Source organism: Micromonospora sp. USAFONa4 (assembly GCF_057197825.1).
In genome coordinates this window covers 1,481,251-1,507,611 of record NZ_CM170072.1, presented here as the reverse complement: position 1 = coordinate 1,507,611, position 26,361 = coordinate 1,481,251, and the positions used below count along the sequence as shown (strand labels likewise).

The following is a 26,361-nucleotide window of genomic DNA, read 5'->3' as shown; positions in this document are numbered from 1 at the left end:
CACGACGGGCTCAGCGGCGGTGTCCGCACCCGGCCCGGGCGGTGGCGTGCCAGCTGGCCCGCGCGGCGGACGGGTGACCCGTCAGCGCAGGCGGGCCAGGACGCGCTCGGCGGAGTCCGGGCGGCCGAAGTGCCAGCCCTGGCCGGCGTCGCAGTCGATCGCCCGCAGCCGCTCCGCCTGCGCGGCCGTCTCCACACCCTCGGCGGTGACGGTCAGGTCCAGCGCGTGCGCCAGCGAGACGAGCGAGGCGAGGATCCGCTCGTCGGCCCGGGCCTCCGGCGCCCGCAGCCCGGCCACGAACTCCCCGGCCACCTTCAGCTCGGTCACCGGCAGGTCCCGCAGGTACGCCAGGTTGCAGTAGCCGGTGCCGAAGTCGTCGATGGCGATCCGGACGCCGAGGTCGGCGAGCACCCGCAGGGCCCGGACCGGCTCCTCGGCGGTGCTCATCATGGTGCTCTCGGTGATCTCCAACTGGAGCCGTTCCGGCGACAGGCCGGTGTGCCGCAGCAGCGCGCGCACCTCCTGCACCAGGCCGGCGCGGCGCACCTGTCGCACCGCCAGGTTGACGCTGACGAAGGGGGCCGGCCCGGTGCCGACGGCCCAGCTCTCGGCCTGCCGGCACGCCTCGGCCAGCACCCACCCGCCGAGCGGGACGATCAGCCCGGTCTCCTCGGCCAGCCCGATGAAGCTGTCGGGCCGCAGGACGCCCAGCTCGGGGTGCCGCCAGCGCACCAGGGCCTCCATCCCGAGGACGCGGCCGTCGCGCAGCGAGGTCAGCGGCTGGAAGTCGAGGTAGAACTCGCCCCGCTCCAGCGCCGCGGGGATGGCCGCGGAGAGCGCGTACCGGGCCAGGTCCTGGCGGTCCCGGTCGGCGTCGTAGAGCGCCCAGCGGGCGCCACCGGCAGCCTTCGCCCAGTGCAGCGTGCTGTCGGCCGCCCGCATCAGGTCACCGGGGGAGGTGCCGGCGACCTCCCGCTCGACGATGCCGATGCTCGCCGAGACGCTCAGCTCGTGGCCGTCCACCAGCACCGGCTCGCGTACCGCCGCGAGGGCGGCCTCGGCGACGGCGACGGCGTCGTCGGTGCCGGTGGTGCCCTCGACCAGGACGACGAACTCGTCCCCGCCGAGCCGCGCGACCAGGTGCCCGTCGAGGGCCAGGCGGAGCCGGTCCGCCACGGCCACCAGCAGCCCGTCGCCGACCTGGTGCCCGTGCGAGTCGTTGACCACCTTGAAGCGGTCGAGGTCGAGGAAGCAGACGCCGAGGCGCGCCGAGCCCCCGGCGGGCGAGTCGATGGCCGCGCTGAGGCGCTCCGTCAACAGCGTGCGGTTGGGCAGGTCGGTCAGCGGGTCGTGGGTGGCCTGGTGGCGGAAGCGCGCCTCGCTGCTGCGCAACGCCCGCTCGGCCTCCGCCCGGGCGGTCATCGCGGCCCGGCGGATCGTCTCCTGCTCGTCCAGCGTCCGGTCCCGCATCGCGCGGGCGTAACCGGTGGTCACGGCGGCCAGCAGCCGGGCCAGCCGGTCCTCGACCTCCTCCTCGACCAGGCCGAGGTCGCGGGCCAGCCGGAGCTGGACGACCTCGACCGTACGACCCAGCGCCTCGGCCGAGGCGATGTGGGCGGCCACCAGTTCGGTGCCCACCCGGTGGCCGACCCGCAGGTCGATCGGCTCGGCCAGCAGCGCCGCCGCGAGTTCCTCGGTGAGGCGTTGCAGCAGCGCCTCCAGCTGGGCCTGGGTCATCGGCAGGTAACTGGTGCCGGAGACGGCCTTGGCCCACGCCCGGGCGAAGGTGCCCGGGCGGGACGGGTGCCGCACGGTGGTGCCGGTCGGGGCGACGGTGGTCGCCCCGGGCGGCTCAGCCACCGAGTCGCCCGACGCCGCCGATGAAGGCCGCCCGCTCGGCGTCCTCGGCGCTGTCGGGGGAATCCGGGCGCCACTGCGGCACCCAGACCACGCCGGGGTCGACCAGCTCGAAGCCGTCGAAGAGGGCGGTGAGTTCGCCGCGGCTGCGGATCCACAGCGGATTGTCGGTCCGCCGGTAGACCCGTTCGGCGTCGGCCCGCTCGTCGTCACCACGGCCGTCGCCGCTGGTCTGCGACAGCACCAGGTAGCTGCCCGGCGCCAGCGCCTCGCGCAGCGTCCGCAGCAGTTCGGCCGGCCGGTCGTCGTCGGGCACGAAGTGCAGCACCGCCACGATCATCACGGCGATCGGCTGGTCGAAGTCGAGCAGCCGGCGGACGTCGGGGTGGGCGACGATGCGCTCGGGACGGCGCAGGTCCTCCTGCACCACCACGGCACGGTCGTTGCCCTCCAGGATCTCCCGGCTGTGGGCCACCGCCACCGGGTCCACGTCGACGTAGACCACCCGGGCGTCGGAGGCCCCGCGCTGGGCGATCTCGTGCACGTTGCCGACGGTCGGGATGCCCGAGCCGATGTCCAGGAACTGCCGGACGCCGGCGTCGAGGAGGAACTGCACCGCCCGGCGGAGGAACGCCCGGTTCGCCTGCGCCATCAGCGGGGCCTCCGGCACCGCCGCCACCATCGCCTGGGCCGCCGCCCGGTCGACCGCGAAGTTGTGCGAGCCGCCGAGGTAGTAGTCGTACATGCGGGCCACGCTGGGGCGTTCGATGTCGATCTCGTCGGGTGCCCAGTCCGGCCGCTGCATGCGTTCACCCCTCCTGTCGGTGTGCGGGACACCGTTGCCCGCGCCGGTATTCTGCCGGCTGACCGCCCGGGAGACCATAGCGCGCCGCGAACGCTTCGACGCCGCCGCGCGATGCGACGACGACGGGTCCGCGCCGCCCTTCGGCGGTCGCGGACCCGTCGGTGGTACGTCGTCGGGCTCCCGGCGGGAGCGGTCAGAACTTCGGGGCGTCCGGCGCCTCGAGCAGACCGAGCCGCAGCGCGGTCATCAGCGCCTGGGCCCGGTTCGCCGCGCCCAGCTTCTCGTAGAGCTTCGAGATGTGGGTCTTGGCGGTGGACTCGCTGACGAAGAGCTGCTTGGCGATGCCCGCCACGCTCATCCCGTCGGCGAGCAGCCGCAGCACCTGCCCCTCGCGCGGGGAGAGCTGCGGCCCGGACGGGGCCAGCCGGCGCTTCATCGCCTCGGCCAGGTCGGCGGCCGTGAAGGCGCTGGGGGAGGAGGCGGCGTGCCGGGCGGCGGCGACCACCTCGTCCGCCGGCGCGGTCTTGGGCACGAAGGCGCTGGCCCCGGCCTCCAGGGCGCCGAAGAGCTGGTCGTCGCCGGCGTACATGGTGAGCACGACGATGCCCATCGAGGCGCTCGACTTGCGCAGCGCCCGGGTGGCCTCCAGGCCGCTGCCGTCGGGCAGGCGCAGGTCCATGATCACCACGTCCGGCTGCAGCGCACCCGCCTGGCGCACCCCTTCCGCCGCCGTGGCGGCCTCCCCGACGACCTCGAACTGCCGGTCGCGCTCGAACGCGTGCCGCAGGCCCTTGCGGATCAGGTCGTGATCGTCGACAAGGAGGACCTTGGTACGGGTGGCCGGTGTCGGACTTGTGGTCATCCTCGGGTTACTCCCCTTCTACTGCCGCTGCGCTACCGCGCACGTTATCGCGCCGGGGCGAGGAGCCGAGCACCACCGCCACGGTCGTGCCGCTCGGTTGCCGCGGCCTGATCTCCAACCGGCCCCGGATACGTTCCGCCCTCTCGGCCATGATCGCAAGACCGTAGTGCCCGTCGGACCGCTGGTCAGCGATCCCCTGACCGTCATCCGACACTTCGATTTGCGCGTACGGGGGGTCGACCTCACAGGTGACCCAGAGATTCGACGCGCCCGCGTGCTTGCGCGCGTTGGTGACCGCCTCCTGGGCGATGCGCAGCAACTCGGCCTCGGTGGCGGCGGGCAGCCGCGCGGTGGACTCGTCCAGGGACAGGTGCACCCGCAGCCCGCCGGAGGCGCCGACCGTGCGGGCGTACTCGGCGATCGCGGCGGCCAGGCCGCCGTGCCGGTCCACCTCGCTGCGCAGCTCGAAGAGGCTCAGCCGCAGCTCGGTGATCACCCGGGTCACCTCGCCGCGTAGCGTGCGCAGCGCCTCGGCGGTCTCCTGCGGGTCCTCGTCGACGTACGCCAGGGCGTTGTCGATGCCGTAGCCGACCATCACCAGTTCCTGCGCCACCCCGTCGTGGATCTCCCGGGCCAGCCGCTGCCGCTCCTCGTTGGTCGCCAGCGAACGGACCTCGTCGAAGAGCAGCGCCGCCTCCAGCCGCAGGGCGGCCGGGCGGGTCAGGCCGGTTACCCGGGACACCACGCCGGGCGGGTATGCCTGCGCCGCGTCCGCCTCCAGCACCACCAGCCCGACGGTGCGCACCCCGGCCACCAGCGGCACGATCAGGGCGGACACGTCGCCACCGCGGTGCGACCGGGCCTGCGAGCGGGCGGCGGTGTGCGGCTGCTGGCTGGCCCACGCGTCGGCGATGGCCGAGTCCGCGTCCAGCGTCGTCTCCCAGTCGACCCGCTCCACGCCCACCTGGGCGAGCACCACCAGCCGGCCGCCGCCGCTGGCCGACAGCACGGCCGCCCGGTCCGCCCGGGCCACGGTGCGTAGCTCCTCCAACAGGTGCTCGGAGATGCCGCCCGGGTCCAGGGTGGCCCCGGGCAGCTGCCGGGCCACGGTACGCAGTTGGGTGAGCAGCCGGGTCGCCTCGGCGTACGGCTGCGGCTTGCCCTCGTTGCGGACCTGCATGACCCGGTGCAGGCCGCTGGCAGCGGCGAGGCCGAGCCCGGCCAGGATCAGCCACTGGGCGCAGATCACCAGGTAGCCGAGTTCGCCGATCTGCCGCTGGCCGTCGGTCTCGGTGAGGGCACCCGCCACCAGCAGGGTGGCCGCCGCGACGGCCAGCAGGGCGACGCCCTCGCGGAACCGGCGGCGCAGCGCGGTGACGGTCACCGGGACCGCCAGGTAGGGCAGCACCGCCGAGGCGCCCAGCCCGCCGACGTCCCCGCCGACGGTGGCCACGGCGGCGACCTGGCTCGCGGCCAGCCCCAGCACCAGCACCTCGGCGACCCGGCTGAGCGGGCCGACGGGCCGGTGTTCGGGCGCCAGCAGGGCGGGCAGCCCGGCGACCGCCAGCAGCGCGATCCACCAGAGCTGGCCGGGGTCGTGCGTGGCGTACAGGGTCAGGACGGCGACGAGCGCCAGCATGACCACGCGCGCGGCGGCGGCGAGGGGATGCGGCTGGGGCCGGGGGGGCGTCGAGGCGGGCACGTGACGGATCGTAGTCAGGCCCGGTAGATGTCGGCGATCTCCGCCGCGTACGACTTGTGCACCACCTGGCGCTTGACCTTCAGCGACGGGGTCAGCTCGCCCGTCGCCTCGGTGAAGTCGCGCGGCAGGATCCGGAACACCTTGATCGCCTCGGCCTTGGAGACCGCCTGGTTCGCGGCGTCGACGGCGCCCTGGATCTCGGCGCGCAGCCCGTCGTGGTCGCGCAGCTTCTCGACGGGGGTGTCCTCGGGCAGGCCGGCCGAGGCGAGCCAGCGCGGCAGCGCCTCCTCGTCGATCGTGACCAGCGCGGCGATGAACGGCGCCCGGTCGCCGACCACCACGCACTGGCTGATCAGGGGGTGGGCCCGGACCTGGTCCTCCAGCACGGCCGGGGCGACGTTCTTGCCGCCGGCCGTCACGATGATCTCCTTCTTCCGGCCGGTGATGCTCAGGAAGCCGTCGTCGTCGAGCTGGCCCAGGTCGCCGGTGCGGAACCAGCCGTCCGCGCTGAGCGCCTCGGCGGTGGCCGCCTCGTTGCGCCAGTAGCCCTTGAAGATCAGATCGCCGGCGATCAGGATCTCGCCGTCGTCGTCGATCCGGATGGTGACCCCCGGCAGCGGCCGGCCGACCGAACCGATCCGGGTGGCGTCGGGCAGGTTCGCGGCGGCGGCGGGGGAGGTCTCGGTCAGGCCGTAGCCCTCGCACACGTTCACGCCGATGCCGCGGAAGAAGTGGCCGAGCCGCGCGCCGAGCGGGGCGCCGCCGGAGATGGCGTCGCGGCACCGGCCGCCGAGCGCCGCCCGCAGCTTGCGGTAGACCAGCTTGTCGAAGAGCGCGTGCTGCACGCGTAGCGCCAGGCCGGGGCCGCCGGGGGTCTCCAGCGCCTCGCTGTACGCGATGGCGACCTGCTCCGCGCGGGCGAAGATCCTGCCCTTGCCGTCGGCCTCGGCCTTCTGCTTGGCGCCGTTGTAGACCTTCTCGAACACCCGGGGCACCGAGAGCACGAAGGTGGGGCGGAACTCCTGCAACTCGCCGACCAGGTTCTTGGTGTCCGCGCAGTGCCGCATGGTGGCCCGCGCCTGCACCACGCCGATCTGGATGAGCCGGGCGAAGGCGTGCGCCAGCGGGAGGAAGAGCAGGGTCGAGGCGCCCGGCCGGAAGAGGTTGGGCAGCACCGGCACGGCGTTGGCGATGTCGGCGTACATGTTGCGGTGGGTCAGCACGCAGCCCTTGGGGCGGCCGGTGGTGCCGCTGGTGTAGATGATGGTGGCGAGGTCGTCGGCGCGGACGGCGGCCCGCCGCCGGTCGATCTCCGTGGGGTCGACCGCCTCGCCGGCCCGGACCAGTTCGGCCACGGCGTCGAGGTCGATCTGCCAGACGTGACGCAGGTCGGGCAGCCGGTCCTGGACGCCGGCGACCAGGGTGGCGTGCGCGCTGCTCTCCACCACGCAGGCCACCGCGCCGGAGTCGGACAGGATCCAGGCGGTCTGGTCGGGGCTGGAGGTCTCGTAGATCGGCACGGTGACCGCGCCGGCCGCCCAGATCGCGTAGTCCAGCAGGGTCCACTCGTAGCGGGTGCGGCTCATCAGGCCGACCCGGTCGCCGGGCTGGACGCCGGCGGCCACCAGGCCCCGGGCCGCCGCGACGACCTCGTCGCGGAACTGCCGGCAGGTGACGTCGGCCCAGGTGCCCCCCGCGCCGGTGGGGCGGACGAACTGGACCGCGTCCGGGGCGACCTCGGCGTTGTCCCAGACCGGGTCGGTGAGGTTGGCCGCGTCGCCGACGGTGACGATCGGCGGGACGGAGAACTCGCGCACCTGCACTCCCTCGTGCTCACACTGGCCGGGCGGGCCGCCACCACGGGTCGGCTCCGTCGAAACCTACCCGCCCCGGCGGCCGGGGCGAAAAGGCAGGTCGCCCAGGCTGCCCGCCGGTCGCCGCCGGACGCCTCGATCCGGCGTGCCGGGGGCGGCGCGGCGTGGGCGCCGCCGGTGCCGGGTAGCCTCCCTGCATGGCGGACACCTCCACCCAGTCGATCGTCGTCGGCGCGTCACCGGAGCGGGTGGCGGCGGTCATCTGCGACTTCCCGAGCTACCCGGAGTGGACCGAGGCGATGCGGCGGGTCGAGGTGATCGAGGAGTACGAGGACGGCTACGCCAGCCAGGTCCGGTTCACCATCGACGCTGGCGTGATGGCCGACGAGTACGTGCTGGCCTACGAGTACGCCGAGGACCTCTCCCGGATCGAGTGGCACCTGGTGGCGCCCTCGAAGATGCAGAAGTTCCAGCGCGGCTCGTACGACCTGGACGGCAACCCGGACGGCAGCACGACGGTGACCTACACCCTGGAGGTCGAGCTCTCCGTCGGGATGCTCGGCATGTTCCGCCGCAAGGCCGAAAAAATGATCATGGATACCGCGTTGAAGCAGCTCAAGCGCCGGGTAGAAGCATCCGGCGCGGCGCAGTGACGCGGCCGGCGGCAGGGTAGGGGAGCCGACCATGGGTGCAACGGATCCGGGTTCGGCCCGGGAAGAGGCCGAACGTCTGGTCGCCACGGCGCTGGCCGCCGCCCGGCTGGCCGCGGCCGGCTCGAAGGGCGGCCAGTGGGGTCCGCTCGGTGGGATCGTGTCGAGTGTCCTCGGTCACAGCGGCAGCCCGGGTGCGTCGGCGGGGCCGCCCGCGGGCGGTTTCGCCACCGGCGCGGCCGAGTGCTGCGTCTGCCCGGTCTGCCGGGGCATCGCCGCCCTGCGCGATCCGAGTCCCGAGTTCGCCGAGCGCCTCGCCACCGGCGCGGGCGACCTGGCCGCCGGTGTGGCCAGCCTGCTGCGCGCGTTCACCCCGCCCGAGCCCTCCGCCGACGCCCCCGCCGGGCCGGCGGCCACCCCGGGTCCGGGTGGCGGGGACGACCACGTGTGGCGCGAGGCCACCCGCAGCGGGCATGATTCTCAGCCGGCACCGGAACGGGACGTCTGGTCCGCCGCCACGCGGGCGGAGGACGAGGCCGCCCCGGCCGCCGTACCGCCCGTCGACGTCGCCGGGCAGGCCGCCCCGGGGACCGTCCGGACGTCCACCGACGGGCCCGTGGTCCCCACGTCCCGGGCACCGGGGGACGAGGGCGGGCAACCTCCGGGCGACGGGGCCTGACCAACGCACATCCCGACCACGCGCCGGTCGTCCGCCGGCGCCGGTGCGGGCAGCACAGCAGAGGGGAGTGGCGGCGGTGACGCTGACCATCGGAGTCGACGTCGGTGGCACGAAGGTGGCCGGTGGTGTCGTGGACGCCGCCGGCACGGTCCTCGTGCAGGCCCGACGGGACACCCCCGCCGACGATGTCGCCAAGACCCGCGACGTCATCATCGAACTGGTCCGCGAGCTGGCCTCCGGGCATGCGATCGAGGCGGTCGGCATCGGCGCGGCCGGCTGGATCGACGCCAGCCGCTCGACCGTGCTGTTCGCTCCGAACCTGGCGTGGCGGGACGAGCCGCTGCGCGACTACGTCAGCGCCGCCACCGGCCTGCCGGTGATCGTGGAGAACGACGGCAACGTGGCGGCCTGGGCGGAGTTCCGCTACGGCGCGGCCCGCGAGGCCGACGACTCGATGGTCATGTTCACCATCGGCACCGGCGTCGGCGGCGGCATCGTGCTCAGCGGGGAACTGCTGCGGGGTGCCAACGGCATCGCCGCCGAGCTGGGCCACATGCTGACGGTGCCGGACGGCCACCAGTGCGGCTGCGGCCGGCTCGGCTGCATCGAGCAGTACGCCAGCGGCAGCGCCCTGGTGCGGTTCGCCCGTGCCGCCGCCCGGCAGGAGCCGCACCGCGCCACCGGCCTGCTGGAGCTGGCCGGCGGCGAGGCCGAGGCGGTCACCGGGCCCATGGTCACCGCCGCCGCGCAGGCCGGCGACCCGGTCTCCACCGAGGCGTTCGCGCAGGTCGGCCGGTGGCTCGGCACCAGCCTCGCCGACATGGCACAGATCCTCGACCCGCAGGTGCTCGTCGTCGGCGGCGGGGTGATCGAGGCCGGGGACCTGCTGCTCGGCCCGACCCGCAGGTCGTTCGCCACCGCGCTCGCCCAGCGCAGCCGCCTCCCCGTCGCCGAGATCCGTCCGGCCGAGCTGGGCAACACCGCCGGCGTCATCGGCGCCGCCGACCTGGCCCGCCGGATCTGAGGCGGTGACCGTGACGCAGAGTCCGGGCGTGCCGCTGCGCGTCGTGTCGTACAACATCCACAGCCAGCGCGACGACACGGCCGCGCTGGCGGCGGTGGTCCGCGACGTCAGGCCGGACGTGGTGATCGTGCAGGAGGGGCCGCGCCGGTTCCGGTGGCGGCAGAAGTCGGCGGCGCTGGCGGAGTCCTTCGGCCTGGTGGTGGCCGCCGGCGGGCTGCCCGCGCTCGGCAACCTGCTGCTGACCAGCCTGCGGGTGCGGGTGGTGGCCGACCGCTGCCAGCGCTTCCCGCTCACCCCCGGCCGGCACCTGCGCGGCGCCGCGTACGCCGAGTGCGTGGTCGCCGGCGCGGCCCGGTTCACCCTGGCCGGGTCGCACCTGTCCACGGACCCGGCCGAGCGGCCCGCGCAGGCCGAGCTGTTCAAGCGCGAGCTGGACGCCGCGACCACCCCGGTGGTCGCCGCGGCCGACCTGAACGAGGGGCCGGACGGGCCGGCCTGGGCCACCGTGGCGCGCGGGCTGACCGACGCCGCCGTGGCGATGGACCGGGCCGACCGGCTCACCTACTCCTGCGCGGACCCCCGGCGGCGCATCGACGCCCTCTTCGTCGATCCGCGGATCACGGTGGTCGACTACGACGTGGTGGACACCCCGCAGACCCGCCGCGCCAGCGACCACTTCCCGGTCCTGGTCGACCTGCTGCTGCCGGCCGCCGACTGACCGTCCGTCGCGGCCGGGGCTGGACAACCCGCTCCGTTGTGGAGAGGATGCTGCGCGACCCGGCACTCGTGCCGCACAAAAGGAGATCCCGGTGTCCACCTCCACCGACCACGGCCGGCCCGACCCGGAGGCGAGCACTCTCGCCCTGACCCGCGACGGCCGGCCGGTCTCCGACCGGGGCGACACCGTCTGCGTCGTCGGCGCGGGGGCCAGCGGTCTGACGGCGATCAAGAACCTGAAGGAACACGGCTTCGGCGTCGACTGCTACGAGCGGGAGACCGGCGTCGGCGGCGCCTGGAACTGGCGGCACGACCGCAGCCCGGTGTACGCGAGCACGCACCTGATCTCGTCGCGGCCGTTCACCCAGTTCCCCGACTTCCCGATGCCGGACGACTGGCCGGACTACCCGCACCACAGCCGGCTGCTGTCGTACTTCGAGCGGTACGCCGACCACTTCGACCTGCGCGGGCACATCTGGTTCGGCACCGAGGTCGTCCGGGTGGAGCCCGTGGCCGGTGACCGCTGGGACGTGACCACCCGCAGCACCGGCGGCTACGGCCCGGAACGCACCTCCCGCTATGCGGCCGTGGTGATCGCCAACGGCCACAACTGGTCGCCGAAGCTGCCCCGCTACGAGGGGCTGGAGGAGTTCCGGGGCGAGGTCATGCACGCCTCGTCCTACAAGGACCCGGCGCAACTGCGCGGCAAGCGGGTGCTGGTGGTGGGCGCCGGCAACACCGGCTGCGACATCGCCGTCGAGGCCGCCCAGCAGGCGTCGCGTTGCTGGCACTCGACCCGCCGGGGCTACTGGTACGCCCCGAAGTACGTCCTCGGCCGCCCCGCCGACCAGGTCAACGACGCGCTGCTGGCGCTGCGCGTGCCGTTGCGGGTGCGGCAGTGGCTCTACCACTGGACGCTGCGGCTGACGGTCGGCGACCTGACCCGGTTCGGCCTGCCGAAGCCCGACCACCGGGTCTACGAGACGCACCCGATCGCCAACAGCCAGCTCGTCTACTACGTGGGCCACGGCGCGATCGCGCCGGTGCCGGACGTCGTCCGCTTCCACCCGTACGCCGTCGAGCTCTCCGACGGCCGGGAGATCGACCCGGACCTGGTCGTCTTCGCGACCGGGTACCTGCCGCGCTTCGAGTTCCTCGACCCGAAGGTGCTCGGCGACGACGCGGGGGAGGGCCGCCCGAAGCTCTGGCTGAACGCCTTCGTCCCCGGTCGCCCCACGCTGGCCGTGGCCGGGCTGGTGCAGCCGGACTCGGGGATCTTCCCCCTGTCGCACTGGCAGTCGGTGCTCTTCGCCCGGCTGCTGCGGCTGCGCGTGACCCGTCCCGACCGGGCGGCGGCCTTCGCCGCCCGGGTGTCGGCGAAGGCGGGGGAGCGCTACGCCGGGCCCGTCAAGGACAGCAGCCGGCACTGGTTCGAGGTGGGCCACGCCGACTACCTGCGCGCGGTCCAACGCGCGCTGCACGACCTGGAGGACCGGTGAGCGCGAGGAGTGAGTTTGCGAGCCCCGCAGTCGCGAACGAAAGGCCGGAACAGTGAGTCAGGTGCGGATCATGCGCGGGCGGGAGTGGGCCCGCCCGGTCCGCCCGGTCCGGCGTGAGGTGCTCGGCGCGACCCCCGAGGTGGAACAGGGACGTCCGCCGCTGCTCTTCGTACCGGGCTTCGGGCACGGCGCGTGGGCGTTCGCCGAGCACTGGCTCGGCCACGCCGCGTCCCGGGGCTTCCCGGCGTACGCGCTGAGCCTGCGCGGGCACGGCGACAGCGGGCCGGCGCCGGAGGCGACGCTGCGGGCGTACGCCCACGACGTGACCCAGGTTGCGGCGGGCCTGCCGCGCCAGGCGGTGCTGGTGGGGCACGGCGCCGGGGCGCTCGTGGTGGCCCACGCACTGGCCCGCTACCCGGTCCGGGCGGCGGTGCTGGTCGCGCCGGTGTTCGGCGGCTGGGCGACGTTCGGGGCGGCGCTGCGCCGCAACCCGGTCGGCACGCTGCCGGCGGTGTTCGGCGGGCCGCTGCGGCTGCACCGCCGGCAGCTGTTCAGCCGGGAGCTGCCCGAGGCGGAGGCCCGGGGCTACACGGGCCGGCTGGGGCGGGCCGGCCGGCGCGCCCAGTGGCAGCTGCTGACCGGGTGGGCCGCCGAGCCGGCGGTGGGCGACCCGCCGGTGCTGGTGCTGGGCAGCCCCGACGACCGGGTGGTGCCGTCGGCGGCGCTGACCCGGGCGGCCCGGCGGTACGGCTCCGCCCCGCTGCTCTTCCCCGGCATGGGGCACGACATGATGCTCGACGCCCGGTGGCGGGAGCCGGTCGACGCGATCCTGGACTGGCTGGAGAAGCACCCCGCGCCGACCGGCCGGCCCTGACCGCCGCAGGCCGACCGGCCGCACGTGGCTGCCCCGCGCCGACCGGCCGACACTGACGCCCCGGGCCGGGCCGGCGGCCTCAGCCGGCGGCGCCCAGCCGGGTCAGCAGCGAGCCGCTGTCGTCGAGGGCGGAGAGGTAGGAGCGGGCCCACGCGCGGATGTCGTGCCGGTGCAGGTGCGCCCGCATGGCCCGCATCCGCGCGCCGAGGTCGTCCGGGCCCGCCCGCAGCGCCGCGAGCAGCCCCTGCTTGAGCCCCTCCAGATCGTGCGGGTTGACCAGGTACGCCTGCGGCAGTTCGGCCGCGGCGCCGGCGAACTCGCTGAGCAGCAGCGCGCCCGTGTCGTCGACCCGGGCGGCCACGTACTCCTTGGCGACGAGGTTCATCCCGTCGCGCAGCGGGGTCACCGCCATCACGTCGGCGACGCGGTAGAGCGCGGCCAGTTCGGCGCGGTCGAACGGCTGGGTCAGGTAGTGGATCGCCGGCTCGCCGACCCGGCCGAACTCGCCGTTGATCCGCCCGACCTCGCGCTCCACCCGTTCGCGGAGGATCTGGTACTGCCCGACCCGCTCCCGGCTGGGCACCGCCACCTGCACGAGCACGGTGTCGCGTACCTTGACGTGCCCGTGGGCGATCAGCTCGCTGTACGCCTTGAGCCGCTGCTCGATGCCCTTGGTGTAGTCCATCCGGTCGACGCTGAGGATCACCTGCTCGGGACTGCCGAGGTCATGGCGCAGCCGGGCGGCCCGGTCGGCCACGTCGGGCCGGGCGGCCAGCGCGGCCATCTCGGCGGTGTCGATGGAGACCGGGAAGGCGCCGATCCGGACCACCCGGTCGTCGACGGCGATCCGCCGGTCGGTGGCGGGGACGTCCAGCACCTTCGCCACCAGCTGGGCGAAGTTGTGCGCGGCCTGGGAGCGCTGGAAGCCGATCAGGTCGGCGCCGAGCATCCCGCGCAGCAGCTCGGCCCGGCGCGGGAGCTGCATGAACAGCTCGGGCGGCGGGAACGGCACGTGCAGGAAGAAGCCGATCCGCAGGTCCGGCCGCAGCTCCCGGAGCAGGCCGGGCACCAGTTGCAGGTGGTAGTCCTGCACCCAGACGACCGCGCCGGGCTCGGCCACGTCGGCCGTGGCCTCGGCGAACCGCTGGTTGACCCGCTGGTACGCCTCCCACCAGCTGCGGTGGTACTCCGGTTGCTCCACCGAGTCGTGGTAGAGCGGCCAGAGGGTGGCGTTGGCGAAGCCCTCGTAGTGGTCGCGCAGGTCGTCGGCGGTCAGCGGGACGGTGTGCATGCGGACGCCGTCCACGTCGGGCAGCGCGGGCGCCGGGCCGGTGCCGCCGGCCCACCCCACCCACGTCGCCGGGGTGTGTCGCAGGAGGGGATGGAGGGCGCTGACCAGGCCGCCGGGACTGCGGCGCCATTCGCAGGCACCGTCGGGCGCCACACTGTCGTCGATGGGCAGGCGGTTGGCCACCACCACGAGGGAACTCTGTCGCATCTCGGGCATTCCGATCAGCAGGGAGTGACCGCCGCAGCGGAGGAACAACCGGGCAGTCAGCGAGGGATGTGACGGACAGCGGTATTCCTACTGACAGTAAGTTACACCAGTGTTGCGCACCGGGCTCGGGGCGTCCGTCGTCCCGGGATGCGGGCAGGAGCGCCGGCGGACGGGGCGCCGGTCAGACGACCGCGCCGTCGTCCGGGTCGCGCTCGTCGTCGTCGCCACCGGGGCGCAGCCGCCAGATCAGCGAGACGAAGCCGGCGAGTATGCCGGTGAACCCGAACAGGTTGACCACCGACGGATCGGCCACCGGGAAGAGCGACGGGAACAGGAAGAGCACGAAGCCGACCACGATGGCCAGCACCCCGACCACCGTGTACTTCGAGAAGCGCGGCAGGGGCGGGGGCGGCGGCGGGGTGTAGCGCTCGTTCTCCGACTCGTCGTCGGGCAGGTCCGCGCCGAAGGTGTCCAGCCCGTCGAGCAGCGACGGCTCGTCCTGGCGGCCACGCGAGAGGGAGACGCCCGAGATGTCGGCCGCGTACGGCAGCCGTCGCACGTCGGTGGCGGTCGGCCCGGCGGGCTCGTCGGGCGTGCCGAGGGTCACCGGGCCGGCGGCGGGCCCGGGCGGGTCGTCCACGTCCTCGGCGGCGGGCCACGGGTTGTCGCCACCGCGGGGGGCGGTGGTGTGGAAGCCGGCGACGATACGGGCCCACTCGGCCTCGATGTCCGGCTCGTCGTCGCGGGGCTTCTCGGGGGCCGTCTCGTCCGCGAGCTGGGTCAGGTAGTCCCGCGCGGTCCTCAGGTGCGAGCGGTCGACGTAGAGCCGGTCGACGGGGCGGGCGGGCACGGTGGTGGTGCGGGTGACCGGGTTCAGGTCGGCTGAGGGCTGGAGGTAGGCGGCGATCCCACCGGCGGCCAGGACGTCGAGCAGGTGCTCACCGACGCGCGGATCCACGTCGCCGGCGATGGCGTACTCGCTCGCGTCGAGCCCGTTGTCCCGCCGTCCCCGGCGGGCCCCACCCGCTGACACCGGACATCCTCCTCATCACGCGCCCGCGGCGCGGCCGCCTGAGCCCCGTCGGCGCCGACCCGCACGCCGTGCCTTGAATCGTGACACGTCAGGACCCGGTTCCGGGAGTGCCTTGTGGCGCGGCGTACGAAGTCAGAGGCCCTGTCGCAGGTCGCGACCGGGGATTTATGTCCGTTCTTGCTGAATGTTTTTCAACGGAGCCCGCCTGCGGCACCGGCCGTGGGGCCGCCGGTGCCAACGAGCCCGCCGACCGCCGGTCAGCCCGGGCCGGGCGGTGATCCCGGCCGCACCAGACCGCTCTCGTACGCCGCCACGACGAGCTGCGACCGGTCCCGGGCGTGCAGCTTGGCCAGCAGCCGGCTCACGTACGTGCGCGCCGTCGCCGGGCTGATGTGCAGGACCGCGCCGATCTCATCGTTCGACCGGCCGGCGGCCACCTCGGCCAGGACCTCCCGCTCCCGGGCGGTCAGCGCCGCCAGCCGGGCCGGGTCCGGCTCCCGCCCCCCGGCGCGTACCGCCGTCATGACCCGCCGCGTCACCGCGGGGGAGAGCAGGGCCTCCCCGGCCCGGACGATGCGCACCGCCCCCCGCAGCTCGTCGGGGCCGGTGTCCTTGAGCAGGAAGCCGGACGCGCCCGCCCGGATCGCCTCGAAGACGTACTCGTCGGTGTCGAACGTGGTGAGCACGACGACCCGTACGCCGGTCAGCCGCTCGTCGGCGACGATCCGGCGGGTGGCCTCGATGCCGTCCGTGCCCGGCATCCGGACGTCCATCAGCAGGACGTCCGGCCGCTCGGTGACCGCCAGCCGGTACGCCGCGTCGCCGTCGCCCGCCTCGCCGACGACCTCGATGTCCGGTGCCCGGTTCAACAGCGCACGCAGCCCCGCGCGGACCAGGTGCTGGTCGTCGACGAGTCCCACCCGGATCACGTGGTCCCTCCCAGGGGTAGTTCGGCGCGTACCTCGAAGCCGCCGCCGGGTCGGTTGCCGGCGGTGACGGTGCCCCCGAGCAGGGCGGTGCGCTCCCGCATGCCGCCGAGCCCGTACCCGCGCGGGGTGTCCTCGCGCTGCCCACGGCCGTCGTCGCGGACGGCGACGGCGAGGGTGCCGGGGCCGCGGACGACGTCGATCTCGACGGTGCGCGCGCCGGCGTGGCGCAGGGTGTTGGTCAGCGCCTCCTGGATCAGCCGGTGGGCGGTCGAGTCGACCGCGGCGGGCAGCCCGGTCAGCTCGCCCTGCCGGTGGACGGCGATCCGCAGCCCGGTCGCCCGCGCGCCGGCGGCCAGGGCGTCCAGCCCGGCCAGCCCCGCCACCGGTTGCCGGGGCTCGGCCACGGCCGGGTCGCGCAGGAGACCGAGGGTGGTGCGCAGCTCCCGGGCGACCTGGGTGGTGGCCGAGCGGACGTGCCCCAGGGCGGCGCGGGCGGCCGCCGGGTCGTCGTCGAGGGCCTCGTCGGCCACGCCGGCGTGCAGCGAGATGACGGAGATGTGGTGGGCGATGACGTCGTGCAGGTCCCGGGCGATCCGGAGCCGTTCCTCCTCGACGCGGCGCGCCGCCTCCCGGGCGTGGTCGCGTTCCAGTTGCCGCAGCCGCCACCGTTGCTCCCGGCGCCGTAGCCGCCGGGACCGGACCCCGTCGCCGAGGGCGACCGCGGCGGCCATGATGGCGACGCTGGAGGCCAGCTCGAAGCCGATGAGGTACGCGACGCTCGCGCCGTCCGCCGTGCGGAACGCGGTGGAGACGACGAGCAGGCCGAGCCCCACGAGCACCGCCCAGCGCAGCTGCCCGGCCTCGGCCGCCGAGTAGAGCGCCGCGGCGAGGGGGAGGGCCAGCCCGACCGGCGGGTAGCCGGCCACGTAGTAGGCGACCAGGCCGGCGGCGCTGACCACCAGCACGGTGGTCGGCGCGCGGCGGCGCAGGAGCACGAGCGCGCCGAGCCCGACGGCGAACAGGTAGGCGGGGACGTCGCGGCCCCGGTCGCCGCCCAGGTTCGCGGTGATCGCCGCCGCCACGACGGCGGCGACGGCGACGCCGATGAGCAGGTCCAGCACGGCGGCCCGGGGCAGCCGGGCCAGCCTGCCCGCTCCCCGCCGCGCCCCGGCCACCCGCACACCACGAGCGTAGGTGCCGCCGGCCTTCGCGCGGAGCCGACGGGTGTCCCGACCGACCGTCGCCGCCCGCCGTACCCGCGACGGGCGGCGGTACGTCGACAGGCGACACCGCCCGCCGCCCGGCTGTGGCCGTCCGGGGTGGACGCTCGCGCCACGCGGGCCGGATCACGTTGTGGCGGCCGGCTTCGGGTTCGTAGGCTCATGCCCACGACGACCCGTGGCGACGCGGCGGCCTCGCGACCACCTCTGGAAAGGACGCCGGTGCTGTACTGGCTGATGAAGTACGTGCTCCTCGGCCCGCTGCTGAGGCTGGTCTTCCGCCCGCAGGTCGAGGGGCTGCACCACGTGCCCGACACCGGGCCGGTGATCCTCGCCAGCAACCACCTGTCGTTCTCCGACTCGATCTTCACGCCGCTGGTCGTGAAGCGGCGGGTGACGTTCATCGCCAAGGCCGAGTACTTCACCGGCAAGGGCGTCAAGGGCTGGCTGACGAAGATGTTCTTCGTCGGCTCCGGCACCATCCCGGTCGACCGCTCGGGCGGCCGGGCGGCCAGGGCGGCCCTGGACACCCAGCTGCGGGTGCTGCGAGCCGGTGGCATCGCCGGCATCTATCCCGAGGGCACCCGCTCGCCGGACGGCCGGCTCTACCGGGGCAAGACCGGCGTGGCCCGGCTGGCCCTGGAGAGCGGCGCCCCGGTCATCCCGACGGCGATGCTCAACGCCGACGAGATCCAGCCGCCCGGCAAGCTGATTCCCAAGATCGCCCGGGTGCGGATCCGGTTCGGCCCGCCGCTGGACTTCTCGCGCTACGCCGGGATGGCCGGTGACCGGTACGTCGAGCGCGCGGTGACCGACGAGATCATGTACGAGCTGATGGAGCTCTCCGGCCGCGAGTACGTCGACATGTACGCCCAGAAGGCCAAGAGCCCGCCCGCCGGCCCGGTCCCCCGCGAGCCGGTCCCCGCCTGACGGGCCGCCCGCCCGCGTCGCCCGGTCAGCAGGCCAGGGCGGTGTCGGCGGCGGTCGTCGGCGGGCGGGCCAGGTTCAGCAGGACGGGGGCGTCGTTGCGCAGCGCGAAGGCGCGCAGCTCGGCCAGCTCCGGGCGGCCCGCCGTCGACTCGCCGGCCCGCTCCAGCTCCACCGTCGCGAAGGTCAACGCCAGCATCCGGTCCGTCACGTCCGGGATGCCGGCGTAGATCTCGGCGCCGGCCAGGTGCAGCTCCGCGGCCCGCCGGTGGTCGCCGTCCGCGGCGGCCAGCGCACCGGCCACCGTCCGGCGTGCCGCCTCGGACCAGGGTGTGCGGTGCCCCACCCGGTCCAGCATCGCGCGTACCCGGGTCGCCGCTTCCCGCCCGGCGAGGCTGGCCGCGTACCCGGCCGCCGGGATCCACTCGCCGCTGGCGATGGCGGGCACCGCCGACCAGGAGTCGGCCAGCTCGTCGATCAGCGCCGTCGCCTCCTGCCGGCGTCCCTGCAGGGCCCGGCAGAGCGCGCCCATTCCCAGCATCGTCCAGTGCGGCCGGTGGAAACCGCTGCGCCGGGCGGCGTCGAGCGCAGCCGCCACATCGTCGCTGAACGTGGCGGCGGCGTCGTCGTCCGAGTGGGAGCGCGCCGGCGGCACCCGTTCGCCGCGCAGTACCAGCAGGCAGGAGCGAAGGCCGCGGACCTGCATGTCCCAGCTGCCGGTCGGGGTGTCCACGAAGGCCTCGGCGGCGGCCAGCAGCCGGTCGAAGTCGCCCTCGAACCAGGCGCGCATCGCCTCGGCCGAGTAGCTCGTGGTCAGCGTCTGCCCGCTGGCCTTGCGGGTCGGCGACGACGAGAGCAGGGCGTCCGAGCGCAGCCAGTCGCCCTCCTCGCAGACGGCGTAGGCGAGGTTCTGCATGGCGCGGGGCAGGGCGATCAGCTGGTTGGCGCGGCTGAGCTCGACGATCGCGTGCAGGTCGTCCAGGCCGGACCGGTCGCCCGCCTGGTAGCGGGCGATCGCCGAGGTGATCCGGGCGTTGGTGCGGGTCTCGGTCAGCCTCAGCCGCTCGCCGATCTCCGCCGCCCGGTCGGCTGCGGCGACCGCCGGATCACGCTCGTAGTTCAGCATGTGCAGCCGGCCCAGCTCGGCGTAGGCGTCCGCCTTCTGCGGGCTGTCCGGCAGCGGGTCGAAGAGCTCGACGGCCCGGTCCAGGCAGGCGAGCGCGGCGGCCCGGTCGGCGCGCAGCCACGCGGCCTGACCGAGCAGCGTCCAGGCGCGCGCCGCGCAGGCGTCGTCGTCGTGCGCCAGCAGCCGGTCGGCGAGCGCCTGCACCTGCTCGGGCCCGCCGCCGGAGAGGAAGACGTTGCCGTCGCGGTAGAAGGAGATCTCGGTGCTGAGCAGCTCGAGTTGGAGCCGGTCGAGCGGGTCGGAGTCGTCGGCCAGCCCGAGCGCCCGGCCCGCGTGGCTCGCCGCGACGTCGAGACTGTGCAGCGCGTACGCCCGGCGGGCCGCCCGGTGCAGCGCGGCCCGGGCGGGGCCGGCGAACCGGGTCATCTCCATGCCCAGCGACCGGGCGATCTCGTGGGCCGCCCACCGGTGGTGGGCCAGCACCTCCGCCAGGTCGGTGTCCCGGCTCTGCGAGAGCATGTCCAGCCACTGCGCCGTCCGCTCGTGCCGCGCCACCCGCTCGGTACGGGGCAGCCGCTGGTAGCAGACGTCGCGCACCAGCACGTGCCGGAACCGGTACTCGGGCTGCCCGGCCATCGTGGAGGCGGCCTGCTCGTGCACGAAGTCCCGCTGCTCCAGCCGGCGCAGCGCGCGCTCCACCGACTCGACGGGCTGCCCGAGCGCGGCGGCCACGGCCCCCGGCCAGAACTGCACGCCGACCACGGCGGCGGCCAGCAGCACCGTGCGCTCCTTGGCGTCGAGCAGGTCGATGCGGTTGGCGATGACGGCGTGCACGCTCTCCGGCATCGGCAGGTCGAGGTGCTTCTCCAGCGACCAGCCCCGCACGGACTGGCGCAGCGCGCCCTGCTCGATCAGCATCCGGACGTACTCGTGGGCGTAGAGCGGGTTGCCGCCGGCCACCTCGATCAGCGGGGTGAGCATGTCGGCGGAGAACGCCGCCCGCCCGAACATGTGGGCGTAGAGCGCGGCGATGCCCGTGTCCCGCAGCGGGGGCAGGGTGATGGTCACCGAGCCGGTGATCGTCCCCGCCCAGCTCGGGTCCCGGTCGACGAGTTCCGGCCGGGCGGTGCAGAGCAGCAGCAGCGGCACGTCCCGGGCGGCGGTGCCGAGCAGCTCCACGAAGCGCAGCATCGCGTCGTCGGCCCAGTGCAGGTCCTCGAAGACCAGTACGGTCGGCCGGCGCGCGGCCAGGGCGAGCAGGAAACGCCGCCACGCCGACCCGGTCTCCTCGGCCGGCAGCGCGGTCCCCGGCAACCCGACGAGGGGCCGCAGGGCGTCGACGAGGCGCTGCCGCTCGCCCGGGCCGACCAGCTCGCCGACGGCCGAGGCGAGCCGCTGCGCCGCGCTCGACGCCGGGTCGGTGTCCAGGATGCCGGCCTCGGACTTGACGATGTCGGCAAGCGCCGCGAACGTCACGTTCTCGCCGAACGGCGGACACCGCCCGATCCGCCAGGTCAGCGGCTCGTCGACCAGCTGGTCCACGTGCCGGTACAGCTCCCGGACCAGCCGGCTCTTGCCCAGCCCGGCCCGGCCGAAGACGGTCACCACCTGCGGGCGGCGGTCGCGCAACGACCGGTGCAGGGCGTTGACCAGCATCCCCAGCTCGTGTTCGCGGTCGATCAGCGGCGTGACGTCGGGCTGCCGGTCTGTCGGCTGCCGGCGGACCGGGGACAGGGCCAGCCACACCTCGGTCGTCGTCGACCGCCCGCGCAGGGTGACCGGCGGCTGCTCCGAGTAGCGGATCGCGTCCCGGGTGAGGGCGTGCGTCACGCCGCAGACCAGCACCCCGCCCGGCGGCGCGACCGACTGCATCCGGGAGGCCGTGTTGACCACGTCGCCGGCCACGATCGCCTGGCCGCCGTCGCGGGCGGCGGCCACGTCGACAAGCGCCTCCCCGGTGGCCACCCCGACCCGGAAGCGCAGCGCGTCGGCGCCGGTGGGGGTGAACCGCGTCAGCACCCGTTGCAGCTCCAGGCCGGCCCGCACGCAGCGTAGCGCGTCGGTCTCGGTCGCCACGGGCGCGCCGAACAGGGCCATCACCGCGTCGCCGATGTACTTCTCCACCACCCCGCCGTACTGCCCCACGACGCGGCGGGCGGCCGAGAAGAAACCGGTCTGCATGCCGCGGACCAGCTCCGGGTCGGCCCGCTCGACGTACGGGGTGAAGTCGATCAGGTCGACGAAGAGCACGCTGACCCGGCGACGGTCCTCCTGCGGGACCGGCTGTCGCTCGCTGCCCGGCCGGGCAGCGCCGCAGGAGGTGCAGAACGCCACGTCCTGGGCGAGCGGGCGCAGGCAGTGCGGACAGACCGCGCCCAGCTCGTTGCCGCAGCCGCCGCAGAAGCGGTCGCCCGCGGCAGCCGTGCGTCCACAGCGGTCACACTGCGTGGCGATGACGCCCTCCACTCGCGATCCCGCCGGCGCCGTGATCGGCACCGTTCCGGTGTCAGTATCGCCGTCCGCCCAGCTGTCGGGTACCGGGCTGTTGGCTTGTGGACAGTCCACCGGGCGGCCCTACGGTTACAGTCAGGCGGCTGAATGTCGACCATTGACCACAGGGGGATTCCCGATGGTGTACGTGATGTTGCAGAGCGACTGGACCGACGGCAGCGGGGTCAGCCACCTCGCGGGCGACTCCGTCGACGTGGACGCCGCCACGCTGGCCGCGCTCCAGGCGCAGGGGATCGTCAGCGAGCAGTCCGGTGGCGGCAAGGACGGCACGGAGTGGGTCGGGCCGGGCAGCACCAACTGGGTCGGGCCGGGCAGCAACACTCCCTGACAACCCGCATGAAAGGGCCGGAGCGGCTGCTCCGGCCCTTTTTCGCGTACGCCTCAGCGCTCGCTCATGCCGGCGCGGCGGCGCAGCGCCGCGACGTCGGTGACCACGATGCGCCGGCCCTCGGTGCGCAGCCAACCCCGGTTGGCGAACGACCCGATCGCCTGGTTGACGCTCTGCCGCGAGCCGCCGGCCATCTCCGCGAGCTGGCTCTGGTTGAGCTCGATGGTGATCATCGGGGCCTGGCTCTCGCCGGCCAGCCGCACCAGGGTCTTGGCCACCCGGCCGGGCAGGTCCAGGAAGACGTGGTCGGCGTTCTGCTCGGTGAGCCGTCGGATCAGCCCGCCGAGCGAGCGCATCACCGCGTCGAGGATGCGCGGGTTGGAGTGCACCAGCTCCATGAACGCGCCCCGGGACAGCGCGAGCGCGGCGCAGTCCTCGATCGCCTCGGCCGAGGCGGACCGGGTGGAGGCGTCGAGCAGGGAGACCTCGCCCAGCACGTCCGGCGGACGGATGACCGACAGCACGGCACGTTCGCCGGTCGGCGCGGTGCGGAAGACCGCGACCGCGCCCCGACGCAGGACGATGAGGGACTCGCCGGGGTCGTTCTCGACGAAGAGCAGTTGGCCCTTGCGGTACGTGCGGGGGACCGCCGCGGCGATCACCCGTTGCCGGACCTCCGGCTCCAGCCCGGCGAACATCTCCACGCCCGTGAGCGCGTCACCAGGCTCCGGCAGGCGCATCTCCACGGTCCAACCCCTCCCCGGTCAAGGACCACAACTCGCTCACCGGGTGAACCTGAAGGCCTCGACGAGGTGAACTGACACCGGTTCGGCGTCCGGTAGCGGTACACATCAGATCATGACGGTCCGGTCGCTTGCTGTACACCCCTCAAATCACTTCCGTGACACTCCCGAGCTGCGACGACCGGCGTGGTGGGGGGCGTTCCGGCCGCCCCGGTCGTCGGGACGCCGAGGGCGTGGGCGAGGATGACGGGCGATGGTCTACCGCTATTTCTACGACTGCGAGTTCATCGAGGACGGCCGGCTCGTCGACCTGGTGTCGATCGGCGTCGTCGACGAGTACGGCCGGGAGTTCTACGCCGTCTCGACCGAGTTCGACGACTCGCGGGCCGTGCCCTGGGTGCGCCGCAACGTGCTCGACAAGCTGCCCTCCCCGGCGAACCGCGCCTGGCGTTCCCGCGAGCGCATCCGCGACGAGCTGTACGACTTCCTCGTCGAGCCGGTCCGCGACCGCCCGGGCGAGCAGCTGGAGCTGTGGGCCTGGTACGCCGCGTACGACCACGTCGCCCTGGCCCAGCTGTGGGGCGCCATGCCGGCGCTGCCCCGGGAGATCCCCAGGTTCACCAAGGACCTGCGCCAACTCTGGGACGACCGGGGCCGGCCGCCGCTGCCGGACGCCGACGCGGCGCGGCACGACGCGCTTGTCGATGCCCGGCACAACCTGGCCCGGTGGCGGGCGATGACCGGTTCGTAGGTTTGGTCGGTTCTGTCCCGGGCACCGGTGCGACGTCGAGCCGATGTGAGGGAGAGTCCCAATGAGCAACGAACCGACCACCGCCGCCGAGGCCCGGCGCCGGGTGACCGAGCTGGTCCGCGAGGCCCGCATCTGCATGCTGACCACGATCGCCGTGGACGGCCGGATGGTGAGCCGTCCGATGGGGTTGCAGGAGGCGGAGTTCGACGGCGACCTGTGGTTCTTCGCGTACGCCGACTCCGCCAAGGTCCGGCAGATCCGCGTGAACCCCGAGGTCAACGTCTCCTTCTCCGACTCCCGGCGCAACTCCTGGGTGTCGGTCGCGGGCACGGCCCGGGAGGAGTACGACCGGGCGAAGGCCGAGGAGCTGTGGAACCCGGTGCTCAAGGCCTGGTTCCCGGACGGGCTGGAGACCCCCGGACTCACCCTGCTCAAGGTGCACGCCGGATCCGCGGAGTACTGGGACTCTCCGTCGAGCACGGTGGTGAACCTGTTCGGCTACGCGAAGGCGGCGGTGACCGGCAAGCCGCCGGAGGTGGGGGAGAACCACGAGGTCAGCTACTGACCGGTAGGCCGTCCGCCGGTGGGACCGGCCCGGGGCGCGGTGTCGGCGTGCGCCCGCGGCGACTACAGTGCGCACTGACGGCCCGCCCCGGGCCGGCAACGGCGCCGATGGTCTTGATTCGACACATATCCTGGGGCAAATCGGGCTTCACCTGATGCTCCCAGGAGGATGAGCGATCATGCGTATCGGCGTGCTCACCGGCGGCGGCGACTGCCCAGGTCTCAACGCGGTCATCCGGGCGGTGGTCCGCAAGGGCGTCGCCAGCTACGGCCACGAGTTCGTGGGTTTCCGGGACGGCTGGAAGGGTCCGTTGGAGGGCCTGTCCCGCCCCCTGGGCATCGCGGAGGTCCGCGGCATCCTGCCGCGCGGCGGCACCATCCTCGGCTCGTCCCGGACGAACCCCTTCAAGATCGAGAACGGCGTCGAGCGGATCAAGGAGAACCTCGCCGCGCAGGGCGTGGACGCGCTCATCGCGATCGGCGGCGAGGACACCCTCGGCGTGGCCACCAAGCTGCACGAGCTCGGGGTCCACGTCATCGGCGTGCCGAAGACGATCGACAACGACCTCGGCGCCACCGACTACACCTTCGGCTTCGACACCGCCGTCAACATCGCCATGGAGGCGATCGACCGGCTGCACACCACCGCCGAGAGCCACCACCGCACCCTGGTGGTCGAGGTGATGGGCCGGCACGCCGGCTGGATCGCCCTGCACGCCGGCCTGGCCGGTGGCGCCAACGTGATCCTGCTGCCGGAGCGGCAGTTCGACGTCGAGCAGGTCGCCGGCTACGTCGAGAAGCGCTTCCAGCACCAGTACGCCCCGATCGTCGTGGTCGCCGAGGGCGCCCAGCCGCTCGACGGCCAGATGGTCCTGCACAACCAGGAACTTGACGCGTTCGGCCACGTCCGCCTCGGCGGCATCGGCCAGTGGCTCGCCGAGCAGCTGGAGGCCAAGACCGGCAAGGAGGCCCGCACCGTCGTGCTCGGGCACATCCAGCGCGGCGGCACCCCGAGCGCCTTCGACCGGGTGCTCGCCACCCGGCTCGGCCTCCAGGCGATCGACGCGGTCCACGAGGGCGACTGGGGCAAGATGGTCGCCATGCAGAGCACGGACATCGTCCGCGTTCCGCTGGCCGAGGCCACCCGCGAGCTGAAGACCGTGCCGCTGGAGCGGTACGCCGAGGCCGAGGTCTTCTTCGGCAGCTGATCCATCCCCGGCGTCGCGGCGGGCCGTCCGGCCCGTCGCGACGCCGGTCCACTTCGAGGGGGTACGACGGCGATGGCGGGTTCGGTGCACACGGTCGCGGTCATCGGGGCCGGCAAGATCGGCGAGCTGATGCTCAGCGGGCTGCTGCGGTCGGGCTGGCCGGTCGACCGGCTGCTCGCCACCGCCCGCCGGCCCGCCCGCGCCGAGGAGCTGACCGCCCGCTACGGGATCCGGGTGGTCGACAACCTCACCGCCGTGGATGAGGCGGAGGTGCTCGCCGTCTCCGTCAAGCCGCAGGACGCGGCGACGCTGCTGGACGAGATCGGGCCGAAGGTGCCCGCCGACAAGCTCGTCATCTCCCTCTGCGCCGGCCTGCCGACCAGCTTCTTCAACCGCCGGCTGCCCGACGGCACGCCCGTGGTGCGGGTGATGACCAACACCCCGGCCCTGGTAGACCAGGCGATGACGGCGATCTCCGCCGGCGCCCACGCCACCGGCACGCACCTGGCGTTGGCCGAGGAGATGTTCAAGCCGCTGGGCTCGACCGTCCGGGTGCCCGAGTCCCAGCAGGACGCGGTGACCGCGCTCTCCGGCTCCGGGCCGGCGTACTTCTACCTGCTGGTCGAGGCGATGATCGACGCCGGCATCCTGCTCGGCCTGCCCCGACAGGTCGCGCACGAGCTGATCGTGCAGACCGCCATCGGCTCGGCCGTGATGCTGCGCGACTCCGGCGAGCACCCGGTGAAGCTGCGCGAGGCGGTCACCTCGCCGGCCGGCACCACCATCTCCGCCGTGCGCGAGCTGGAGAAGCACGGCGTACGCGCGGCGCTGCTCGCCGCGCTGGAGGCGGCCCGCGACCGCGCCCGCGAACTGGCCGCCCAGGCCGACTGAGTCGCACCGCCGACGGCCGTCGGTCGTCGGGTCCCGGCGGCGGCGCTGTGCGGCTGGGCTGGGCGGCGGCCCGACCTGGTGGCCCGGCGCAGGTCGCCACCCATGCCCTAGCTGGCCCTTCGAAAGTTGGTTCGCAGCACGACGCGCCG

General features: G+C 74.2%; 23 protein-coding genes. 12 read left to right on the top strand and 11 right to left on the bottom strand.

The features are described from left to right. Positions 1-81: 81 nt before the first annotated feature. From AC0OO9_RS06065 to AC0OO9_RS06045, 5 genes are all read right to left on the bottom strand, one after another. A complete protein-coding gene (locus AC0OO9_RS06065; protein ID WP_484517866.1) occupies positions 82-1,737 on the bottom strand; it encodes a putative bifunctional diguanylate cyclase/phosphodiesterase in 1,656 nt (551 codons plus the stop codon). A gap of 115 nt (positions 1,738-1,852) precedes the next feature. After that, the gene (locus AC0OO9_RS06060; protein WP_484516177.1) at positions 1,853-2,662 is read right to left on the bottom strand and encodes an SAM-dependent methyltransferase; all 810 of its coding nucleotides are present in this window, start codon (positions 2,660-2,662) and stop codon (positions 1,853-1,855) included. A gap of 193 nt (positions 2,663-2,855) precedes the next feature. After that, the gene (locus AC0OO9_RS06055; RefSeq protein WP_007072219.1) at positions 2,856-3,524 is read right to left on the bottom strand and encodes a response regulator transcription factor; all 669 of its coding nucleotides are present in this window, start codon (positions 3,522-3,524) and stop codon (positions 2,856-2,858) included. Positions 3,525-3,531: 7 nt separating this feature from the next. Beyond that, a complete protein-coding gene (locus AC0OO9_RS06050) occupies positions 3,532-5,226 on the bottom strand; it encodes a sensor histidine kinase (protein ID WP_393164914.1) in 1,695 nt (564 codons plus the stop codon). 14 nt (positions 5,227-5,240) lie between these two features. Then, a complete protein-coding gene (locus tag AC0OO9_RS06045) occupies positions 5,241-7,043 on the bottom strand; it encodes an AMP-dependent synthetase/ligase (RefSeq protein WP_484516175.1) in 1,803 nt (600 codons plus the stop codon). 194 nt (positions 7,044-7,237) lie between these two features. Between AC0OO9_RS06045 and AC0OO9_RS06040 the strand changes: the two genes are divergently transcribed. The 6 genes from AC0OO9_RS06040 (at position 7,238) to AC0OO9_RS06015 (ending at position 12,483) form a co-directional block, all read left to right on the top strand. After that, entirely contained in the window at positions 7,238-7,693 is a 456-nt protein-coding gene (locus AC0OO9_RS06040; RefSeq protein ID WP_421452255.1) for an SRPBCC family protein, read from the top strand. Between the two features lie 31 nt (positions 7,694-7,724). After that, positions 7,725-8,369: a hypothetical protein gene (locus tag AC0OO9_RS06035; protein ID WP_484516173.1), complete on the top strand. Its 645-nt coding sequence runs from the start codon at positions 7,725-7,727 to the stop codon at positions 8,367-8,369. 76 nt (positions 8,370-8,445) lie between these two features. Continuing rightward, on the top strand, positions 8,446-9,393 hold the full coding sequence (locus AC0OO9_RS06030) for an ROK family glucokinase (protein ID WP_484516171.1): 948 nt from the start codon (positions 8,446-8,448) through the stop codon (positions 9,391-9,393). Positions 9,394-9,403: 10 nt separating this feature from the next. Then, positions 9,404-10,111 carry an endonuclease/exonuclease/phosphatase family protein gene (locus AC0OO9_RS06025; protein WP_484516169.1) on the top strand — a complete coding sequence of 236 codons (708 nt, stop codon included), beginning with the start codon at positions 9,404-9,406 and terminating at the stop codon, positions 10,109-10,111. A 91-nt stretch (positions 10,112-10,202) separates the two neighbouring features. Further along, positions 10,203-11,609 (top strand): flavin-containing monooxygenase, encoded by a 1,407-nt coding sequence (locus tag AC0OO9_RS06020; protein WP_484516167.1) that lies wholly within the window; start codon positions 10,203-10,205, stop codon positions 11,607-11,609. A 70-nt stretch (positions 11,610-11,679) separates the two neighbouring features. Next, positions 11,680-12,483: an alpha/beta hydrolase gene (locus tag AC0OO9_RS06015; protein WP_484517865.1), complete on the top strand. Its 804-nt coding sequence runs from the start codon at positions 11,680-11,682 to the stop codon at positions 12,481-12,483. Positions 12,484-12,562: 79 nt separating this feature from the next. Here the strand turns inward: AC0OO9_RS06015 and AC0OO9_RS06010 are convergent, their stop codons facing one another. The 4 genes from AC0OO9_RS06010 to AC0OO9_RS05995 form a co-directional block, all read right to left on the bottom strand. Then, positions 12,563-13,981 (bottom strand): alpha,alpha-trehalose-phosphate synthase (UDP-forming), encoded by a 1,419-nt coding sequence (locus AC0OO9_RS06010; RefSeq protein WP_484516165.1) that lies wholly within the window; start codon positions 13,979-13,981, stop codon positions 12,563-12,565. A gap of 181 nt (positions 13,982-14,162) precedes the next feature. Then, positions 14,163-15,014, bottom strand: coding sequence for a DUF308 domain-containing protein (locus AC0OO9_RS06005; RefSeq protein WP_484516163.1), 852 nt, complete (start codon positions 15,012-15,014; stop codon positions 14,163-14,165). 257 nt (positions 15,015-15,271) lie between these two features. Continuing rightward, on the bottom strand, positions 15,272-15,943 hold the full coding sequence (locus tag AC0OO9_RS06000) for a response regulator transcription factor (RefSeq protein ID WP_132236195.1): 672 nt from the start codon (positions 15,941-15,943) through the stop codon (positions 15,272-15,274). Then, positions 15,940-17,124 carry a sensor histidine kinase gene (locus tag AC0OO9_RS05995; protein ID WP_484516161.1) on the bottom strand — a complete coding sequence of 395 codons (1,185 nt, stop codon included), beginning with the start codon at positions 17,122-17,124 and terminating at the stop codon, positions 15,940-15,942. Before AC0OO9_RS05995 ends, AC0OO9_RS06000 begins: the two co-directional genes overlap by 4 nt. A gap of 261 nt (positions 17,125-17,385) precedes the next feature. On the opposite strand from AC0OO9_RS05995, the gene AC0OO9_RS05990 reads away from it, so the two are divergent. Next, complete coding sequence (locus AC0OO9_RS05990) at positions 17,386-18,093, top strand: lysophospholipid acyltransferase family protein (RefSeq protein WP_484516160.1); 708 nt, start codon at positions 17,386-17,388, stop codon at positions 18,091-18,093. Between the two features lie 25 nt (positions 18,094-18,118). Here the strand turns inward: AC0OO9_RS05990 and AC0OO9_RS05985 are convergent, their stop codons facing one another. Continuing rightward, positions 18,119-21,682: an ATP-binding protein gene (locus AC0OO9_RS05985; RefSeq protein WP_484516158.1), complete on the bottom strand. Its 3,564-nt coding sequence runs from the start codon at positions 21,680-21,682 to the stop codon at positions 18,119-18,121. Positions 21,683-21,845: 163 nt separating this feature from the next. Here AC0OO9_RS05985 and AC0OO9_RS05980 point away from each other — a divergent pair, with 163 nt between their 5' ends. Continuing rightward, entirely contained in the window at positions 21,846-22,055 is a 210-nt protein-coding gene (locus AC0OO9_RS05980) for a hypothetical protein (RefSeq protein WP_091629607.1), read from the top strand. Between the two features lie 53 nt (positions 22,056-22,108). Here the strand turns inward: AC0OO9_RS05980 and AC0OO9_RS05975 are convergent, their stop codons facing one another. Then, positions 22,109-22,801, bottom strand: coding sequence for a Crp/Fnr family transcriptional regulator (locus tag AC0OO9_RS05975; protein WP_121400498.1), 693 nt, complete (start codon positions 22,799-22,801; stop codon positions 22,109-22,111). 250 nt (positions 22,802-23,051) lie between these two features. Between AC0OO9_RS05975 and AC0OO9_RS05970 the strand changes: the two genes are divergently transcribed. The 4 genes from AC0OO9_RS05970 (at position 23,052) to proC (ending at position 26,212) form a co-directional block, all read left to right on the top strand. Then, a complete protein-coding gene (locus AC0OO9_RS05970) occupies positions 23,052-23,549 on the top strand; it encodes a polyadenylate-specific 3'-exoribonuclease AS (RefSeq protein WP_089003323.1) in 498 nt (165 codons plus the stop codon). Positions 23,550-23,610: 61 nt separating this feature from the next. Beyond that, positions 23,611-24,114, top strand: coding sequence for a pyridoxamine 5'-phosphate oxidase family protein (locus AC0OO9_RS05965; RefSeq protein ID WP_484516155.1), 504 nt, complete (start codon positions 23,611-23,613; stop codon positions 24,112-24,114). Between the two features lie 178 nt (positions 24,115-24,292). Then, positions 24,293-25,321, top strand: a complete 1,029-nt coding sequence (locus AC0OO9_RS05960; RefSeq protein ID WP_132236203.1) for a 6-phosphofructokinase — start codon at positions 24,293-24,295, stop codon at positions 25,319-25,321. Between the two features lie 72 nt (positions 25,322-25,393). Next, a complete protein-coding gene (gene proC / locus AC0OO9_RS05955) occupies positions 25,394-26,212 on the top strand; it encodes a pyrroline-5-carboxylate reductase (RefSeq protein WP_484516153.1) in 819 nt (272 codons plus the stop codon). Positions 26,213-26,361 lie beyond the last annotated feature (149 nt).

Bases quoted from the DNA above. Each gene is read 5' to 3' on its own strand.
- proC (WP_484516153.1), top strand. From the start codon at position 25,394: ATGGCGGGTTCGGTGCACACGGTCGCGGTCATCGGGGCCGGCAAGATC.
- AC0OO9_RS05965 (WP_484516155.1), top strand. From the start codon at position 23,611: ATGAGCAACGAACCGACCACCGCCGCCGAGGCCCGGCGCCGGGTGACC.
- AC0OO9_RS06010 (WP_484516165.1), bottom strand. From the start codon at position 13,981: ATGCGACAGAGTTCCCTCGTGGTGGTGGCCAACCGCCTGCCCATCGAC.
- AC0OO9_RS06055 (WP_007072219.1), bottom strand. From the start codon at position 3,524: ATGACCACAAGTCCGACACCGGCCACCCGTACCAAGGTCCTCCTTGTC.
- AC0OO9_RS05960 (WP_132236203.1), top strand. From the start codon at position 24,293: ATGCGTATCGGCGTGCTCACCGGCGGCGGCGACTGCCCAGGTCTCAAC.
- AC0OO9_RS06040 (WP_421452255.1), top strand. From the start codon at position 7,238: ATGGCGGACACCTCCACCCAGTCGATCGTCGTCGGCGCGTCACCGGAG.
- AC0OO9_RS05970 (WP_089003323.1), top strand. From the start codon at position 23,052: ATGGTCTACCGCTATTTCTACGACTGCGAGTTCATCGAGGACGGCCGG.
- AC0OO9_RS06060 (WP_484516177.1), bottom strand. From the start codon at position 2,662: ATGCAGCGGCCGGACTGGGCACCCGACGAGATCGACATCGAACGCCCC.
- AC0OO9_RS05980 (WP_091629607.1), top strand. From the start codon at position 21,846: ATGGTGTACGTGATGTTGCAGAGCGACTGGACCGACGGCAGCGGGGTC.
- AC0OO9_RS06065 (WP_484517866.1), bottom strand. From the start codon at position 1,737: ATGACCCAGGCCCAGCTGGAGGCGCTGCTGCAACGCCTCACCGAGGAA.
- AC0OO9_RS06015 (WP_484517865.1), top strand. From the start codon at position 11,680: ATGCGCGGGCGGGAGTGGGCCCGCCCGGTCCGCCCGGTCCGGCGTGAG.
- AC0OO9_RS06035 (WP_484516173.1), top strand. From the start codon at position 7,725: ATGGGTGCAACGGATCCGGGTTCGGCCCGGGAAGAGGCCGAACGTCTG.